Raw genomic sequence first — 17355 nt, forward strand, 5'->3', positions numbered from 1 at the left:
CCTCTGCCCTTGGCTTTTGCTAATACTGAATTTGCAGGGTTACAGATGCTTGGACTTCCTGTTCTCCACCGATGACAGGAACAGAAAACATTTCTGCTCGATCTTTTTCGGTTGGTGGTGCAGCCGCAAGTGGTATTGGTGGTGGGGGTGGTGCGGCTGCGCCATTGACTTGAATGTTGACTACTTGCTCTGGTTTTAGGTTTAAAGTGGCTAAGACGGCGTTGGCTTGTCTTTGAGCGTCTAGGGTAGCTTCTTGTAATGCTTGTTCTTGAGCTTTGGCTATAGCACTATCCGTCGCGACAAAACTAATCCCATCAATTCTACTCGCTCCGGCTTTTACAGCTTCATCCAACAAGTTGCCGACTCGTTGGGTATCGATGCGAAAACTGACTGTGTTAACTGCGGTGTATCCGACTAAACGCTGGACGTTATTTTGGTAAGAGTAGTTGGGATTGAGACGAATGCCAGTGGTTTGGAGTTTTTCGACGTTGCGCGATCGCAATAACTCTACCACCGCTGTCGATCGCCGCGCCACCTCCTGTTGCACCTCCTGAGCCGTTTTCCCCTGCGCCTCCACACCCAAACTGATTTGAGCAATAGTAGCAGGAATTGATTCCACACCTCGACCTGTCACCGTCACAGTTCTCATTAACTGACTCGGAATCTGTCTTGACTCTTGAGCCACAACTACACCACCGAGAAACAAACTCAGCACTCCTGCGCCTAGAACTATAAACCTTCCTTTCTGCAAACTCATATATTCACTCAACATTAGATTTTTCTATACACTCCCTAGAAAATACAAATACACTAAACAACAACAAAAAATAAACAATTGAAATTGTAAAGAAACCTGTACATTAGAAAAAACGACACTCTGTAAAACCAATGGCTGACGTATTTGCCTGGTCGAATTTCTTCACACCTTTGTTCCCGAAACTTTCCTTGGGAATAGCTCTCCCAGCTTGGGGACAAACTGCGCCTATCCTAGCAGCCACCCACGAACTAGATGCAGACAGTGCAGCATTAGTACTGCCGGGAGTATTACTGAGTCTAGTAGTAGTTTACATAGCCAGTAAAATTGGCGGCGAATTGTCTAACAAACTAGGCTTTCCGCCAGTTTTAGGCGAACTGGTTACAGGTGTAATTGTCGGCGTATCAGCCCTACATTTACTAGTGTTTCCAGAAAGCGGAGCCCACAGTTCTGACTCTTTGATTATCCAGCTGTTACAAACAACTGCTGGACTGAACCCACAATCAGCAGAAGCAGTATTTAACGCTCAAAGCGAAGTAGTTTCTGTGTTATCAGAACTAGGAGTCATTGTACTACTGTTTGAAATTGGCTTAGAGTCAAACATTAGACATTTGATGGCAGTTGGTTATCAAGCTACCATTGTTGCTTGTGTCGGGGTAGCAGTACCCTTTGCCGCTGGTACAGCCGGATTAATGCTACTGTTTGGTGTACCAGCAATTCCGGCAATTTTTGCTGGTGCGGCTCTCACAGCTACTAGTATTGGGATTACCTCGAAAGTTCTCTCGGAAATTGGACGATTAAACACCAAAGAAGGTCAAATTATTCTGGGTGCTGCGGTTATCGACGACGTTCTCGGTATCATTGTCTTGGCTGTTGTCGCTAGCTTGGCAAAAACTGGCGAGGTAGATGTAATGAACGTCATCTATCTGATTGTTAGCGCGACGGTTTTCCTACTAGGCTCAATCTTACTGGGTCGTTTCTTTCACAATACCTTTATCAGAGTAGCTAATGCCCTCAAAACTAGAGGTGGATTGCTAATTCCGGCATTAGTGTTTGCTTTTGTCATGTCTTACTTAGGTGCAGTGATTCACCTCGAAGCGATTTTAGGTGCTTTTGCAGCCGGCTTAGTTCTAGATGAAAGTGATGAAACTCTAGAATTACAAAAACTGGTGTTGCCTATTTCGGATATGTTGGTACCAGTTTTCTTTGTCTGTGTGGGTGCGAAAACTGATATCGGTGTACTCAATCCAGCGGTTCCTACAAATCGGGAAGGTTTGATCATGGCTATTTTTCTAATTGTGGTAGCCATCATTGGTAAGGTTGTCACTGGTGCGACAGTGTTTGGTCAAGGTAAGATGAATCGGTTGGCGATCGGTGTGGGCATGATTCCTAGAGGTGAAGTAGGATTAGTATTTGCTGGCATTGGTTCCGCAAGTGGCGCTTTATCTAAACCTTTAGAAGCCGCTATCATCATGATGGTAATTATCACCACCTTCCTAGCACCTCCCCTGTTGCGAGTTGTATTTAAAGACGAACCTGTACCTGCTACAGACTCAGATTCACCTGCTTTAAATGGTCACAATCAATCACCTGTCCTTCTAGAATCGGAAATGGTGAAACAAGGTTTATCTCAAAAGCCACTGGCAGAAAAATCAGAACAAGTCAGTAATTGATCTAAAGAATTACCCAAGAAGTTGCACTAGCAACTTAAAACTCAAGATAAATACCGTTAGGGAAAAGGGAGAACAAACATTAATTTCCCTTTTCCCTTTTTTGTCTGAAAGCAGAAACGGGAAAGGAAACAGGGAGTAGGGAGTAGGGAGTAGGAAGTAGGGACAAAACTAAACAAACATTCAAGCAAACGTTTGATTCATTAGTTTTTTAAATATGCTTAAATTAGGATTTAAAGAGTTTAAATATGTTAAAATACCAAAAAGTAAATGTTAGTTCATTGTTTGAATGCCCAAAAGTTTTCAGACAAAAATAAACCTAAATAACAAGCAAAAAACATTGGCTTCTGGGCAGGCTGTCGTTTCTCGTCACGCTTGGAACTGGGGTTTGGACGTTGGGATTCAAGCAAAAGAGGCGAAAGAGAAAAGACCAACCGCCATTGACTTGCATAAGCGATTGGTAGGGGAGGTTAAAACAGTTAATTCTTGGTATTATGAAGTTTCTATTCGGCGCTCCTCAACAAGCGTTAAGATACTTAGATGAAGCCTTTAAACGTTGTTTTAAAGTACCAGTAACAGGTCAAGCAAAATTCAAAAATAAAAATGTGAAAGATAGCTTCTATCTAGAAGGTAATATTAGAATTTCTGGAAATAAAATCAAAATCCCCAAGTTTGGCGGGGTTAAATGTTATGAAATCCTCCCAACAGTTAAACTCAAAAATGTAACTATTTCAAAAAGAGCAGATGACTGGTACATTAGTTTTAAATACGAGTTAGAACCGATTTGCTTGTGGAGAGTAGGGGTAATTCATGAATTACCCCTACTTAATAGTTCAACTATTAAGGACTCAATGAAGCAAGAAGAAAACATTGAATTTACTTGGTTTGGGCCCAAGGGCCTAGCTCACGGCGAAACCTTCGTTGTTTGACTGAGTAAGTTTGAGGAAGTTTTTCGGAGCGGCTATGTAAATCATGGAGAAATCAGCCGTGAAATTTCACTGGATACTACCCAGTACTTTTTTAAGCCTACTTTTACTTTCATCTCCAGCGATCGCAGGTAAACTGCAATCATGGCGTTTTGATAGTCAACGCAATCTGTTGGTTTTCACCACAGATGGTGACGTTCAACCCAAAGCAAAATTATTGTTTAATCCGACTCGCTTGGTGATTGATTTACCCGGTACTACCCTGCGTCGGAGTATTAATCAGCAAGCCGGAGGTTTAATCCGTTCTATACGAGTAGGACAGGTAAACTCTCGGACAACTCGTTTAGTGATTGAATTGGTTGATGGGTATACTCTCGACCCCCAACAAATACAATTTCGCGGAGTTTCCCCTAAACAATGGGTAGTCCAACTGCCAACTCCGAGCCGGACTGATGGACAACAAAATGTAGCTACTGAAGGACAAACGAATAGTACTACTCTGACTCTACCAACCCCAGAAGCTGCACCTGCGCCCCCTCCTGTAACTGCTAGGGCGACTGAGGTGCCTAGAATCACGCAAATTCAATATCTACAGGTAACACCTGATGGTTTGTTCCTGCGGACAAATGGTGGCAATCCAGAGATTGAAGTGGAGCGGAATAGAGAACGGATCAATATTCAATTGGAAGGGGCTATTCTCTCACCTCAACTCTTGAATCGGGAATTTTCAGTTAACCGTAATGGTGTTAGTAGTATTCAACTTAATCAGGTGAATAATAATCCGCCTGTAGTTCGTTTGACTCTCAAGGTAGGGGAAAACAGCCCGGACTGGGGTGCTAGTGTTAGCAATTTGGGTGGTATTGTTTTGCTACCAGGGGGACAACAGTCTACTACTGCTCAAAGAGGAGAACGTCAAAGGGCGAATATTCAGTCGATCGAAATGAATGGCAATCAATTATTAATTCGATCGGATCAGCCTTTTACTTACACTAGCGGTTGGGACAGGTCTAGTGGTGCTTATCGGATTACGATAAATTCATCGCAGTTAATTGAGCGTTTCCAAGAACCGAGACTTGACAGGGATGCGCCAATATTACGCTTGCGTGTCCGCGAGGACGATGGTAAAGTAACTATTCTGCTCTTACCTGCTTCTGGGATTCAAATTGGGGAAGTGGGCCAGCCTAGTCCCCAACTTCTAGCTTTACCGTTTTATACTGCCTCTTCAGGGCAGATTCCAAAGCGTCAAAATTATCCTCCTCTAAGTCAAGGGGCTACAGATTATCCTTTGCCACAGTTACCCACACGCCGCCCAAATGCCCGTGCTTTGGTAGTAATCGACCCCGGACATGGGGGAAAAGACCCGGGTGCGATCGGAATTGGCGGTTTAAGAGAAGTAGATATAGTCTTGCCGATTGGACTCCAAGTCGCTAGATTATTGGAACAACAGGGTGTTCAGGTAGTTCTGACTCGCAGTGCTGATTATTTTGTGGAGTTACCAGGTCGAGTTGCGATCGCTAATCGAGTCAATGCAGATATATTTGTCAGCATCCATGCTAATGCAGTAGCTAACCGTCCCGATGTCAGCGGTTTGGAAACTTACTACCTGAGTAATGGTCTGACTCTAGCTCGATTTATTCACAACAGCATTCTCCAAAGTTTGGGTATTAACGATCGCGGGGTCCGACGTGCTAGATTTTACGTACTACGCCACAGCGATATGCCATCTGTATTGGTGGAAACTGGTTTTGTCACAGGATTGGACGATTCTGCTAGGTTGGCAACTCCTGCTTACCAAAGCCAAATGGCAGAAGCTATAGCTCGTGGTATACTTCAGTACCTTCAATATTATAGATAGCCATAATTTTAGGGGGTAGGCGTTAGGGAAAAATTAGGTGATAAGGGTCAGGGGTTAGGGGGTAGGTGTTAGGGAAAAGAAAATTTTTAAAACCCTGTCCAAAATATTTTGCCTTCTCCCCACCCCCTATAACACTCAACCCCTAACCCCTAACCCCTACTTTGTTTGACTCTTAACAATTCTTCAATCTAAAATTCACAGCATCAATTTACAAAGGACTTGTATATCAATGACCTCTCAAAGAATCGGGATTTTTGACAGTGGTGTGGGTGGTCTTACCGTTCTCAGAGAACTTTATCGTCAATTACCCTCGGAATCTATCCTGTATTTTGGAGATACGGCTAGATTACCTTACGGAAACCGTCGGATGAGCGAAATTTTAACCTTTGTTCGGGAAATTCTCACCTGGATGCAGCAACAGTCTGTCAAAATGGTGATTATGGCCTGTAATACCAGTTCGGCTTTAGCACTGGAAACTGTAAGATCAGAATTCAATTTCCCGATTTTAGGGGTTATTTTACCAGGAGCTAGAGCAGCGGTGTCACAAGGAAGAAGAATTGGTGTAATTGCTACCCCCGCCACTGCTGCTAGCAATGCCTACCGTCGTGCCATTCACGAGATTGACCCCACAGTTCAAGTTTGGCAAGTCGGCTGTCCGGCTTTTGTACCATTAATCGAACAAAACCGGATTCATACCCCAGATACTTACCAAGTAGCCAGGGAATACTTAGCTCAATTGCTGGAGCAACAAATTGATACTTTGGTCTATGGCTGCACTCACTATCCCCATTTAGCACCAGTGCTAAAATCTATTTTGCCTCGGACAGTGCGTACAGTCGATCCAGCAGTATATGTGGTGAGAGCCATGGCTCAAGAATTAGATTTACTGGGGCTAAAAAATACTAGTCCACCGCAGCCGACGCGCTTCTGTGTGAGTGGTGATCCACATCATTTCGCTCAATTGTCGGTGCAGTGGCTAGGTTGTACCCCTATTGTGGAGCAGGTATGGTTGCCAGCTGTCTCTTTAGGGCCAGCGAAAATAGAATCTCTCGAAAGAGAGTAGTTAATAGTCAAATGTATTCTTTAGAGCTTGGTGTTAACCTTGGGGTCTTCTCCAAGCTCTAGACCGTTGGGCGATAATCAGAAGCAGATAAATCGCTAACAAGTAACCTGTGGCTAAAAAGGGAATCATCAGAGGCATATCGCGGTAAACCATAATGAATTTACTAGTAGGTAGAGCAATGGGATTAAGTTGATAGTTATAGAAAATTCCAGCTTGCTAGTACTCACGGGAATAGTACTCTTAAGCTGTCAGCAAAACAGGTCACGCAACGGCATGAATACCGCTTAGTGTTTCTGTTTGCTTATTGAAACCTTAGATAAGCACTAAGGAATGGCAGGTTAGGTTGGTTGACCCAGCCCTGAAAGTCTTAGAGTTTCTCTAAGAAACCAAGCTCCGATTTTAACAATCGGTGAAAGCAACTACTGGTGAGTAGCTACATTTATCTTCAAGTGAAAGGAGTCACTCCATATCACCATTGGCAACCAACTATTGTTGGTTCCCTGGGAGTGTTATTCAAATTTAGTGAAATCCTTACTAACTAGCCTATCACAAGCTTCTCAGCTTTTTGAGGTGAATCGGAAAAATGCTTAAAAATTTTATACAATTTTTGGAATCCGAATAAAATTTCGCTGTGTTATTTATCTTTTCTAGCAAATTAATACAGAAATCCACTGGTCGGAGCGGAGGAGCGGGGATTTAGTAGGTTAATGGGAGAAGAGGATGGGAAACGGGATTTCATCTGTGGGGTGCTTAGCTTAAAATGAGGTAGAGAATATGTTAAATTTCGTAAATAAAGCCGGAACTGGCAGATCCATGACCTCAACTACCTCCCTCTTTTCGCCTGTTGAAGCAGACCTGCGTTTGCTGTCGGAGAATTTAAAGCAGCTAGTTGGTAATCGTCACCCTATCTTGTCTGCCGCAGCGGAACACCTGTTTGGAGCAGGAGGAAAACGACTGAGACCAGCGATCGTCCTGTTGATTTCGCGAGCTACCATGCTAGAACAGGACATTACCTCTCGACATCGACGACTAGCTGAGATTACTGAAATGATTCACACTGCTAGTTTGGTACATGATGATGTGGTGGACGAATCTTCCGTGCGTCGAGGTGTACCGACAGTACATAGCTTATTCGGTAATAGAATTGCGGTACTAGCTGGAGATTTTCTTTTCGCGCAATCTTCCTGGTATCTTGCTAATCTAGATAATCTAGAGGTTGTCAAACTCCTGTCGGAAGTGATTATGGATTTGGCAGCTGGGGAAATTCAGCAAGGTTTAAATCGCTTTGATGCTAGTTTATCGATCGAGGCTTACCTACAAAAGAGCTACTATAAAACTGCTTCGCTGATTGCTAATAGTGCTAAATCTGCGGGAATACTCAGTGATGTGAGTAGCGAAATGGCTCAGAATTTGTATTACTATGGTCGTCATCTTGGCCTAGCGTTCCAGATTGTCGATGATATCTTGGATTTTACGGGTTCTACGGACGTTTTAGGTAAACCGTCGCTTTCCGATTTAAGAAGTGGTAATTTAACTGCGCCAACGCTGTTTGCTCTTAAGGAAAAACCTTTTTTGGAAGTTTTGATCGATCGGGAATTCTCCCAAGAAGGAGATTTAGAACAGGCATTACAACTGATTAATGAAGCCAAGGGTATTGAGAGAGCAAGAGAATTAGCTACTCAAAATGCGCGGACTGCGGTGGAGTATTTAGCAGATTTACCATCCTCGGAATCGCGTCAAGCTTTAATTAATATGGCGGATTATGTTTTGAGTCGTCTTTACTAAGAGATTTAGATATAAACTACCGCGCTCATCTTAACGAAGAGCGCGGTTTTGCTTTTGGTTATTGGTTATTAGTTATTGGCAGGACTTACGCAAAGGAGCAGTCGATGAGAAGTTAACGAAATCTAAAAGAAGTCAGTTAAGAACTCAATAAAGCATTTGTCTAAATAGAAAAAGGAAGGGGTGAATAGATAAAGACAGTTTGATTGAAGCTCTTTTTTGAGCCTAATATTAGTACATTTTTTCTGGAGAATAACTATGAAAAGGTTTTTAGTAAGCTTTTTTACACTATTCTTAGCTTTGAACTTAGGCATTGAGGTTGCTAAATTTTTTTCTGGAGCCGCTCACAAAGGTTACAATGCTGAAGCCAGACAATATATAAGTTCTCTTAATAAATCTCAGGCGGCTTACTACACAGAAGAAGGCACTTTTTCTAATTCATTTAATGATTTACAAGTTGGAATAAGAACCAAAACTAAACTATATGAATATTCTATACAAGCTACAAAAAATGCTGCATTAAGCTATGCTATACCGCGTGATGATGCCTACGAAAAAGTTTACTTTGGTGTTTTTCAATAAAAGAAAAAAATCAACTTTACTCGCAGCCATGTCGGTGCTGTATTCTTAATCGATAATACAGGTGAAAAGACATCAAAAAGTATTATCTGTGCTGCTGATTTTCCGGGTAAAATTAAACCAGCACCACCAATAATTCAAAATGAAAAAATTGTTGGCGGTGCTGGAACGAAAGCCATTGATTATTAAGGTAAATTAAACAATATTTGGAATTGATTTTAAGGATCGCCAAATTTGCTAAGAGAAACTATAATTACAATAATCTTTGGCGATACGTATATTCGTTTGATCTCAAAGGAAAAACTTAATCCCCTTTTCAATAGCGTAAATTCGAGAAGGTAGAAATCAGGAATTCAAAATAAAGGACTTCTAATTTTATGAAAAACTACCAATATCAAATAGGTGGAAGTTTGCCGGAAGATGCACCAACTTATGTGGTGCGCCAAGCTGATAATGAACTTTATGAAGCGTTGAAAAATGGAGAATTTTGCTATGTGCTGAATTCTCGGCAAATGGGGAAATCAAGCTTGTTGGTAAGGACGATGCAAAGACTCAAAGCAGATGGGTTTGCTTGTGCTACAATTGACCTTTCTGATTTAGGGAATCAACAAGTTTCTCTTGATAAATGGTATGGTGGTGTTGCTTATAAGTTATTAACTAGTTTTAATCTGTTTTCTGCGATCGAATTTATGACTTGGTGGAAAGAGCGAGAAATCATTCCACCAGTACAACGTTTGGGTGAATTGATTGGCGAAGTTCTGTTAGTAAAAATCTCTGAAAACATAGTTATTTTTATTGATGAAATTGATAGTGTTCTCAGCTTTAAAGAGGCGTTAGACGATTTTTTTACTTTGATTAGATCTTGCCATAATAAACGCGCTCAGAATCCAGATTATCAGCGTCTTACATTTGCTTTGCTGGGAGTTGCAACACCAACAGATTTAATTTCCGAGCCGACACGCACGCCTTTTAATGTGGGTCGAGCAATTAATTTAGATGGGTTTAAACTTCAGGAAGTCGCACCTTTAGTTAAAGGTTTAGAAGGAAAAGTTGATCGTCCTGAAGCAATTTTAAAAGAGATTTTAGAATGGACAGGGGGACAACCTTTTCTGACGCAAAAACTTTGTAATTTGGTGGTTCAATATTTGCCTTCTGGTGCAGATGTTTCGGTTGACGAATTGGTAAAAGTTCAGATTATTGAGAATTGGGAATCTCAAGATGAACCAACGCATATAAAAACGATTCGCGATCGCCTAACCAGAAATAGCCAATCTGCTGGCAGACTATTAGGATTATACCAGAAAATCTTGCAAAAAGGAGAAATTTCTGCCAATGAAACCTCGGAACAAACGCAATTAAGATTATCAGGTTTAGTGGTAATGCGGGAGGGAAAATTAAGAGTTTATAATCGCATTTACGAAACAATATTTAACGAAACTTGGGTGGAAAAAACTTTTTTTGCTTTACGTCCTCACGCTGAATCATTAACAGCTTGGCTAGCTTCTAATTGTCAAGATGATTCGCGTTTATTGCGCGGACAAGCTTTACAAGATGCTCTCAATTGGTCAACTGGGAAAAGTTTAAGCAATCAAGATTATCAGTTTTTAGCAGCTAGTCAAGAAGCTGCTTTGGCAGATTTACGCAAAATTGAAATGCAACGTCAAGCGGAAATTGAACAGCTTTGTCGAGAAAAAGATTTGGTTTCTCAACTGAGTAAAGAGCAAGAACAACGAAAATTAGCTGAGGCTAAACTGAGTCATGAACGGCGATTTAAAGCAGCAATTAATATTCGAGCGATTATAGTTTTATTGTTGTTTTTGGTGTTGATTGTAGAAGTAGTTTTTTTAAAGCTATTTATCGATCGCAGAAACACCGAACTAAATAGATTAAGCTTATATTCAGAAAACCTTTTTGAATCTGGGAAAACTTTAGATGCTTTGCTGCAAAGTATTCGAGCAGGTAGAGTAATGCAGAGGTCATTAGACGTAAATCCGGCAACTAAAATGCGAGTATTAATGGCTCTAAATCAAGCTGTTTACTCTGGAGAAAAACCCAAACAAATAGAAGATCAGGATAATTATTTTAACTTGGTTGTTTTCAGCAAGGATAGTCAATTAATTGCTGGTGTTAGCGATCGCGGATCGCTGAAAATTTGGCAACGCGATCGCACATTAAAAACCACAATTAATCCCGATACTAGTAAATTTACCAGCGTTAGTTTTAACCCAAAAAATTCAACTATTGCTTCAGCAAGTGATGATGGAACTATTAAAATTTGGTATTTAGACGGTAAATTAATTCAATCTTTCCCGGCGCATAACCAAAAAATCACCTGTATTAATTATAGCTCAGATGGGGAAATGCTGGTTTCGGGAAGTGTAGATAATACGGTGAAAGTTTGGCGATCGAACGGTCAAGAATTACGTACTTTAAAAGGTCACAAAGGTTGGGTAAATAGCGTAACTTTTAGCCCTAATAATCAAATTATTGCTTCAGTTGGTAGTGATGGAGTTGTTAAAGTTTGGCAACGAAATGGCACTTGGTTAAGAGATTTAAAAGACAATAATAGTGCGATTAATAATTTAAGTTTTAGTGCTGATAGTCAATTAATTGCTGCTGCTAGTAGCGATCGAACTGTAAAACTATGGCATATTGATGGCAGGTTAATTGGTATTTTGAAACATCCCGGCAAAATTAATAGTGTTAGTTTTAGTTCCGATGGACAAACAATTGCTACAGCAAGTGCAGATAAAATGGTGAGAATTTGGCATATTGATGGTAGTTTGCTGAGAACTTTAAAGAATCATCAGGGTGAAATTTTGAGTGTGTCTTGGTCGCCAGATGGTCAATTTCTTGCTTCTGCTGGTGTTGATAAAAGGGTGATTTTGTGGAATTTGAATCTGGAAGAAATGTTAGTTAAAGGTTGTAATTTGCTGCGGGAATATTTGCAGAATAATTCTCAGCTTAATCAGCGGGATAAAAGTATTTGTGAGGGGATAGGAGGTAAGGGAGTAGAAGAGAATTGAGAAATGATACTCCTTTATTATTAAACCGCAGAGACACAGAGGACGCGGAGGAAAGAGGGAGAAGATATAGGATTTGGTATAAATTGAACTTGGTATCCAAAATGAAAAATAACCAATGACCGATGACTAATAACTAATGACTAATTCCGAAAATATTGGGCGTATAAATTGCATTTTGCTGTGCAATTATTGCCATCTAGTTTTACTAAACCCATACTATTTAATTTGAAGGCTTGTTCCGATCGCAATTTCACGCCTCCTTCACTACTAACAACTTCTTTCATTGCTGTTAGTAATTCTGGGTATTTCTCTAAGTTCCATAAATGTCGTCGCAAGTGATCGCTGTAAATTCCTGCTTCTGTTGCTCCCTGTGCGAGGACTTGTTCTAAGGTCACATCTTGTCGAGCAATATGATACATTGTTAGTCGAACTAAATAAGGATGTCCTCCTACTAAATTCATTAATTTTTCGATTTGTTCTTGATGCCAATTTAAGCCATGTTTGATTGCTAATTCTTGTAATTGTTGGGAATTAAATTCTGGTAATTCTATTGGTAATCCTACGTTAAAAGGCGATTTGTTGATGTCTAAAGGGATGTAAACTTCGGTGGAATGTACGACAATTAAACGGAATTTTTTCCAAATATCTCTTCGTTTGGCTTCTTCGTGTAAGGCACGTAACAAACCAAAAAAGTCGTCGGCAATTTCGGGGGATTCAAATACGCGATCGACTTCATCTAAACCTAAAGTCAAATAATTTGGTGTTTCTGGTAATACATATTGTTCAAAAAAAGCTTTGCAACATTGATTACTACCAATAATTTCGGCTAATTCCCAACATTTAGTTAATTGCTCTAAGATTCCTAATTCTTGCGCTAGGCTGGCACAAAACCATTGTAAAAATGTGTCGGAGTTATTGAATACTCGCTTATTAGCTAATTGAAAACTTAAGGCTAGTGTAGTTGAATTTTGCTGTTCTACGTGATGTAAAATCCTTGCCATTAAAGAGGTTTTACCCATTTGTCTAGGTGCTTTAATCCGAATTAATGCACCTGGTTGATCGATCGCTTCATAACAGCGTGATTCAATCGGAGGACGATCGATATAAAATTGCGAGACTATTTCAACTTGTCCTTCTGGTAATTCTGGCGATGCAACTGGTAAAGGTTGAGATAAACTTGGCGAAGTGAAAGCGGAAATAGTGAGATTTTGCCAGTTAATTGCTAATTGATGATCGGCGCTAAAGGAAGTGCGATTTTGTTGAAAAATGCTGAGAAGTTCGGAGCCGATCGCACTTGTATCTTCTGTCGATCGCCATTGCCAAGGTTGACATCCTGCTAACATTTGAACTAAATCAAAAGATAGCCCATTCTTCCAAGGTAAATTGATACAAATCGGTAAAATTGTGGGTTTCTGATTATGGGATTTTTGCGTTTCTTTTACTAATAAAACTTCTTCTAAAACCATTTCGCTGACTGCGGCGCTGGGTGAAAGCAGTAACAGCAGATAATCGCACATTTGTAAAGATGATTGTGGGAAAGAGTTAGCATTAAGTATTGTTACTTGGTGTCCAGTGTTACAGATTTCTTGCTGCAAGTGCTGTGAGAGGCTGGGGTGACAAGAGCGATCGCTAATTAAAACGCTGACTTTCGCATCCGATACCACATCTACTAGGTGATTATCCGCAAAATCAGCGATATTTCGCCATTCTTGCGCCAAAATTCGGCAAATTTCTAAGAAATTCGCATAATCCACAGGTCTACCGTTCAGAAAATTGCTGACTGTGGACTGGGAAATCCCTAAATCTTCCGCCAAAATTTTTTGACTGGGAAAACCATTTCTCAGTAGAGAGGATTTGACTGTGGGAATGAACTCTTGGAGCAGTTTAAGCGATCGCGGCATAGCAGCGCTATCAAAAATACACTTCCCAGATTTTATAACTAAAGTCGATGAGAAGTCGATGAGATCTCAAAGAAGTCAGTTAAGAACTCAATCAAGCATCCATCTTAATACTAAATAACAAAGGTTTGTCGGGTGTGTCAGAAGAAAATTTTAGGAGATAACCGCAAAGTTTAAACTTCTGATGAACCCTACTAAATCGAGGATTTCTTGAGTTTAGACGAACTCTTTCAGGAGGTTTATGTGCTGTCAAGTTATTACCTAACATGGTCAAGATTAGCGCCTACCTTATTTTGGTTTTTCCTGGGAACTTTTCTTTGTTTAACTGAACTTTTTTTCGCCAAAAACATTGCCAAAAACTACAAACTAGTACCGCTAATTGCTGGAGTTAATTCAATTATATTAGCGATCTTCTTGTTCCGAACTTATTATCTACCGGATTGGAATTGGCAAATTGCTTATTGGATGGGTTTATCAGCGGTTTCGGTTATTTGGCTGCGTCCAATGTTTCTGAAAAGTACAAAGTCTAAGGTTCGGGAGGCAACTGAAGCGAAAACAATCACCGAGATTTTAGCAGGAAAAACCGGAAAAGTGCTTTATGAAGGAACTATTTGGCACGCCCGATGTAACGATAAAACAATAGCGATCGCCTCCGATCAAATAGTTTATGTTTTGGGTCGAGAAGGAAACACGCTAATTATAGCACCAGAAAATTTTTACCAATTGTAATTAAGGAGATTAATGTGTTGTGTACTTTGTTCCTACATGGTTTTTCGCCCAAACCACTACTAATTCAACTTTCATCTTCAGCCCCCCTTGGTTGTGGTTTACAGTCGGACTTGTGCTTGGTATCACAGAATTTTTTCTAGCTAAAAACCTGCCTAATAAATTCAAAAAAATTGCTTTATTTCTCGGAATTAGTGCATTTATTACCTCTATTTCCGTCTGGCAACTGGCAGTATTCATGGAAGTTGATTGGAGTCTCACCAATAATTACGACGAAGATTTTAACATTCAAATCGTTTACTGGATGGGAGTTTCTCTAGCCTTAATTATCTGGGTACGTCCCGGATTAACCAAAGGGAAAAAAGTTGTCATTCCTGATGCTACTGAAGCGAAAACAATTACCGAAATTTTGCCAGGAAAAACTGGGAGAGTGCTTTACGAAGGCTGTTATTGGAAAGCCTGTTGTGTGGATAAAAAAATGGCGATCGCACCTAACCAAAAAGTTTCTGTTCTCCGTCGCGAAACAAATACTTTAATTATTTCGCCTCGCCAATAACCCGAGAAACAAATAAACAAACAACGTTCATTTTTAGTTAATTTTTGAGGAATTTTACCATGAATCCATTAGCATTATTTACTTTCTTGACAATTGCCAGCGCGACTACCCTAGCCAGCAGTGTGAAAATTGTCCGTCAAGGTGACGAAGCTGTAGTGGAAATGTTGGGTAAATATGAAGGTAAAAAGTTAGAACCTGGTTTAACTTTTTTGATTCCTTATATTGAAAATGTGGCTTACAAACAAACGACGCGAGAACAAATTTTAGAAATGCGTCCGATCGATTGTATTACCCAAGATAAGATTTACACAACTCTTAATTTTGTAGTGTTCTGGCGAATGACAGACATCGAAAGAGCTTACTACAAAGTACAAGACTTGAAAGCGGCGATGATGAATATTTTAATTACCAATATTCGAGCGCAAATTGCCACAATGGAACTCGACCAAATCTTTACAGCGAGAGCCGAAATTAATGAAGCATTAGTCGAACAGTTAGATATTGCCACAGAACCTTGGGGAGTGAAAATTACACGGGTAGAAATGCTCGATTTTACAATTGGGAATAAGCTGGTGCATGAAGCATTAAAAACTCCCGCCAAAAACGGAAATTTAAGTAAGGATTACGTCTCTACTCGTCAAGCTTAGAAATGCCCAGATCCCCGACTTCTCCAAGAAGTCGGGGATCTGATGCCTTGATCTGCCAATTTTCATCAATAAATTCTAGATTTTCATCGGGCTAAATTCCTGAATTTTAAGCGATATTGGGTGGAATGTTCCCAGGTGAAGACTGAGAAGGCGGAAATTCCTGTTCTAGGTAGGATTGCACCAAATTTTGTAAATCTTCCCGATGCAGTTGCATTCCTTCAGAAAGATTACCAGGGGTTTCAAAAAAGATCGTGCTATCAACAGTGTCCATACCTACCATTTGGAACAAAATATGGGTGACAGGAACGGGAATCGCCATGACTTCGGGATCTTCTAGAGTGCTTGTTTGGGTAGTGACATCTTGAAGAGTCGGAAAAGCGTAAAGAATATGCTTTGTTTCTTGAGGCTGTTCAGGATTGCTGAAAGTTGTGAGTACCCAGGCATCGTCCAATGTTTGGAGAACGTAGTACTGGGGATGTTGCAACTGACTTGCCACGAGCTTCAGTGCTGGTGCGATCGCTCGCATAGCTTGGGGTGTTCGCCCATCATTGGGTGCATTATCAATCAAAACTTGAATCTGTTGATCTAAATCCATAAAACAAAGCTCTGGTAGTCTCGTTTCGAGTCTAACGATTTACCTGATTAGTGGCAGTGAAGGTAGTTCCAAAAAAGCGATCGCACAACCCCCGGCAAAAACTAGGCGAGGAGAAATCTGCGGGCGTGGAGGCTATATTAGAGCTAATATTCAACGAACTTAGACGATCTACCCCTGCTTCAGAGCACAATTGCCGTGAAGTAGCAGCACGTTTAGCAACGGAAGCGATCCGAATTTGCCAACAAAGTCAGCGGATTCAAGCTCTGGGCGATGTGGAAGTGTGGGCTGTTAAATTAGCTCGTCATCGCTTACAGCAATGTCTCCACTACTATTATCTCCGGGCAACTATGGCAAGGTTGGACTTACACAGTACATTAAGTGCTATTGTTTATCGCTACATCGCTCCTTCGCGTACATCTTCGGCGTATCAAAGACGCTTGACTTTGATCGAAGATTTTTTGCAGGGATTCTATGTAGAGGCGTTAACTGCCTTTCGTCGAGAAGGAGCAAACTGTGAAGTTGCTCCCATTAGCCCTACCTATACACCAAGGACGCTGTTGGAGTTAGCAGAGTTCCTGAGCTTTACAGAACGTTACGCTAAACGCCGGATTCCCATTAGTAACAGAAGCCGTCAACAGTTAATTATTTTGCGGGCGCAGGCTTTTGTCCAACAACAACCGCCGGAAACACTGATTGATATGGAACAGGTAGCTGATAGCTCTGGGATGGAATCGACTCCTCAGAATATGGACGAGGTTTTGTTGCGGCAGGTGGGGGAAATGATGTTAGTCCAAGAACAGGGGATAAATCAACAAAATCAGCTGCGCCAGTCAGTGATTAATGAGTTAATCAACTACCTAGAGGAACATCAACAGCATGACTGCGTTCAGTACTTTGTGCTTCGTCTCCATGATAGTAATACTAAAGAGATAGAAAGTATCATGAAGCTAACACCCCGTCAAAGGGATTATTTGCAGCAACGCTTTAAGTATCATCTGATTCGTTTTGCGCTGTTGCATCAGTGGGAGTTAGTGCATGAGTGGTTAGAAGCTGAGATAGATAAAAATCTTGGCTTAACGCCGCTGCAATGGCAAACTTTTCTTGCCAGACTAGATTCTGAGCAATTAACTTTATTAGACTTAAAGCGTCAGAAATTGACTGATGCAGAGATCGCACAGCGTTTTGGTTGGACCCTTAGCCATACTCAGAAGCTGTGGTCTAAGCTTTTAGAACTAGCTTGGGATATCCGTAACTTTTTACCGTAACTTTTTCCTGTCT

Annotated in this window: 15 protein-coding genes; 12 read left to right on the top strand and 3 right to left on the bottom strand. The window is 40.8% G+C overall.

From position 1 onward, the window contains the following. Positions 1-19: 19 nt before the first annotated feature. Positions 20-757, bottom strand: coding sequence for an SIMPL domain-containing protein (locus ACE1CC_RS36345; RefSeq protein ID WP_413275306.1), 738 nt, complete (start codon positions 755-757; stop codon positions 20-22). 131 nt (positions 758-888) lie between these two features. Here ACE1CC_RS36345 and ACE1CC_RS36350 point away from each other — a divergent pair, with 131 nt between their 5' ends. From ACE1CC_RS36350 to ACE1CC_RS36385, 8 genes are all read left to right on the top strand, one after another. Further along, positions 889-2427, top strand: coding sequence for a cation:proton antiporter (locus tag ACE1CC_RS36350; protein WP_413275307.1), 1539 nt, complete (start codon positions 889-891; stop codon positions 2425-2427). A 286-nt stretch (positions 2428-2713) separates the two neighbouring features. Then, complete coding sequence (locus ACE1CC_RS36355) at positions 2714-2968, top strand: helix-turn-helix domain-containing protein (protein ID WP_413275308.1); 255 nt, start codon at positions 2714-2716, stop codon at positions 2966-2968. After that, positions 2919-3353, top strand: coding sequence for a hypothetical protein (locus tag ACE1CC_RS36360; protein ID WP_413275309.1), 435 nt, complete (start codon positions 2919-2921; stop codon positions 3351-3353). The genes ACE1CC_RS36355 and ACE1CC_RS36360 overlap by 50 nt, the downstream gene beginning before the upstream one ends. Before the next feature lie 43 nt (positions 3354-3396). After that, complete coding sequence (locus tag ACE1CC_RS36365; protein ID WP_413275310.1) at positions 3397-5205, top strand: N-acetylmuramoyl-L-alanine amidase; 1809 nt, start codon at positions 3397-3399, stop codon at positions 5203-5205. A gap of 229 nt (positions 5206-5434) precedes the next feature. Then, positions 5435-6268 carry a glutamate racemase gene (gene murI, locus ACE1CC_RS36370; protein WP_413275311.1) on the top strand — a complete coding sequence of 278 codons (834 nt, stop codon included), beginning with the start codon at positions 5435-5437 and terminating at the stop codon, positions 6266-6268. Positions 6269-7081: 813 nt separating this feature from the next. After that, positions 7082-8053, top strand: a complete 972-nt coding sequence (gene sds, locus ACE1CC_RS36375) for a solanesyl diphosphate synthase (protein ID WP_413275357.1) — start codon at positions 7082-7084, stop codon at positions 8051-8053. 255 nt (positions 8054-8308) lie between these two features. Continuing rightward, the gene (locus ACE1CC_RS36380) at positions 8309-8632 is read left to right on the top strand and encodes a type IV pilin-like G/H family protein (RefSeq protein WP_413275312.1); all 324 of its coding nucleotides are present in this window, start codon (positions 8309-8311) and stop codon (positions 8630-8632) included. A gap of 374 nt (positions 8633-9006) precedes the next feature. Continuing rightward, on the top strand, positions 9007-11655 hold the full coding sequence (locus ACE1CC_RS36385) for an AAA-like domain-containing protein (protein ID WP_413275313.1): 2649 nt from the start codon (positions 9007-9009) through the stop codon (positions 11653-11655). 140 nt (positions 11656-11795) lie between these two features. On the opposite strand, the gene ACE1CC_RS36390 is transcribed toward ACE1CC_RS36385, so the two are convergent. Beyond that, positions 11796-13556, bottom strand: coding sequence for an AAA-like domain-containing protein (locus tag ACE1CC_RS36390; RefSeq protein ID WP_413275314.1), 1761 nt, complete (start codon positions 13554-13556; stop codon positions 11796-11798). Positions 13557-13763: 207 nt separating this feature from the next. Here ACE1CC_RS36390 and ACE1CC_RS36395 point away from each other — a divergent pair, with 207 nt between their 5' ends. The 3 genes from ACE1CC_RS36395 to ACE1CC_RS36405 are packed head-to-tail and all read left to right on the top strand — an operon-like array spanning position 13764 to position 15482. Beyond that, on the top strand, positions 13764-14282 hold the full coding sequence (locus ACE1CC_RS36395; protein WP_413275315.1) for an NfeD family protein: 519 nt from the start codon (positions 13764-13766) through the stop codon (positions 14280-14282). Positions 14283-14301: 19 nt separating this feature from the next. Beyond that, on the top strand, positions 14302-14835 hold the full coding sequence (locus tag ACE1CC_RS36400) for an NfeD family protein (RefSeq protein ID WP_413275316.1): 534 nt from the start codon (positions 14302-14304) through the stop codon (positions 14833-14835). Positions 14836-14894: 59 nt separating this feature from the next. Next, entirely contained in the window at positions 14895-15482 is a 588-nt protein-coding gene (locus tag ACE1CC_RS36405; RefSeq protein ID WP_413275317.1) for an SPFH domain-containing protein, read from the top strand. A gap of 106 nt (positions 15483-15588) precedes the next feature. Here the strand turns inward: ACE1CC_RS36405 and ACE1CC_RS36410 are convergent, their stop codons facing one another. Further along, entirely contained in the window at positions 15589-16077 is a 489-nt protein-coding gene (locus ACE1CC_RS36410) for a hypothetical protein (RefSeq protein ID WP_413275318.1), read from the bottom strand. 56 nt (positions 16078-16133) lie between these two features. Here ACE1CC_RS36410 and ACE1CC_RS36415 point away from each other — a divergent pair, with 56 nt between their 5' ends. Continuing rightward, complete coding sequence (locus tag ACE1CC_RS36415) at positions 16134-17342, top strand: hypothetical protein (protein WP_413275319.1); 1209 nt, start codon at positions 16134-16136, stop codon at positions 17340-17342. The last annotated feature ends 13 nt before the right edge of the window (positions 17343-17355 follow it).

The sequence above is a fragment of the Floridaenema aerugineum BLCC-F46 genome, from assembly GCF_041929345.1.
GTDB classification, from domain to species: domain Bacteria; phylum Cyanobacteriota; class Cyanobacteriia; order Cyanobacteriales; family Aerosakkonemataceae; genus Floridanema; species Floridanema aerugineum.

Bases quoted from the DNA above. Each gene is read 5' to 3' on its own strand.
- sds (WP_413275357.1), top strand. From the start codon at position 7,082: ATGACCTCAACTACCTCCCTCTTTTCGCCTGTTGAAGCAGACCTGCGT.
- ACE1CC_RS36405 (WP_413275317.1), top strand. From the start codon at position 14,895: ATGAATCCATTAGCATTATTTACTTTCTTGACAATTGCCAGCGCGACT.
- ACE1CC_RS36390 (WP_413275314.1), bottom strand. From the start codon at position 13,556: ATGCCGCGATCGCTTAAACTGCTCCAAGAGTTCATTCCCACAGTCAAA.
- ACE1CC_RS36385 (WP_413275313.1), top strand. From the start codon at position 9,007: ATGAAAAACTACCAATATCAAATAGGTGGAAGTTTGCCGGAAGATGCA.
- murI (WP_413275311.1), top strand. From the start codon at position 5,435: ATGACCTCTCAAAGAATCGGGATTTTTGACAGTGGTGTGGGTGGTCTT.
- ACE1CC_RS36410 (WP_413275318.1), bottom strand. From the start codon at position 16,077: ATGGATTTAGATCAACAGATTCAAGTTTTGATTGATAATGCACCCAAT.
- ACE1CC_RS36355 (WP_413275308.1), top strand. From the start codon at position 2,714: ATGCCCAAAAGTTTTCAGACAAAAATAAACCTAAATAACAAGCAAAAA.
- ACE1CC_RS36365 (WP_413275310.1), top strand. From the start codon at position 3,397: ATGGAGAAATCAGCCGTGAAATTTCACTGGATACTACCCAGTACTTTT.
- ACE1CC_RS36380 (WP_413275312.1), top strand. From the start codon at position 8,309: ATGAAAAGGTTTTTAGTAAGCTTTTTTACACTATTCTTAGCTTTGAAC.
- ACE1CC_RS36360 (WP_413275309.1), top strand. From the start codon at position 2,919: ATGAAGTTTCTATTCGGCGCTCCTCAACAAGCGTTAAGATACTTAGAT.
- ACE1CC_RS36350 (WP_413275307.1), top strand. From the start codon at position 889: ATGGCTGACGTATTTGCCTGGTCGAATTTCTTCACACCTTTGTTCCCG.
- ACE1CC_RS36345 (WP_413275306.1), bottom strand. From the start codon at position 757: ATGAGTTTGCAGAAAGGAAGGTTTATAGTTCTAGGCGCAGGAGTGCTG.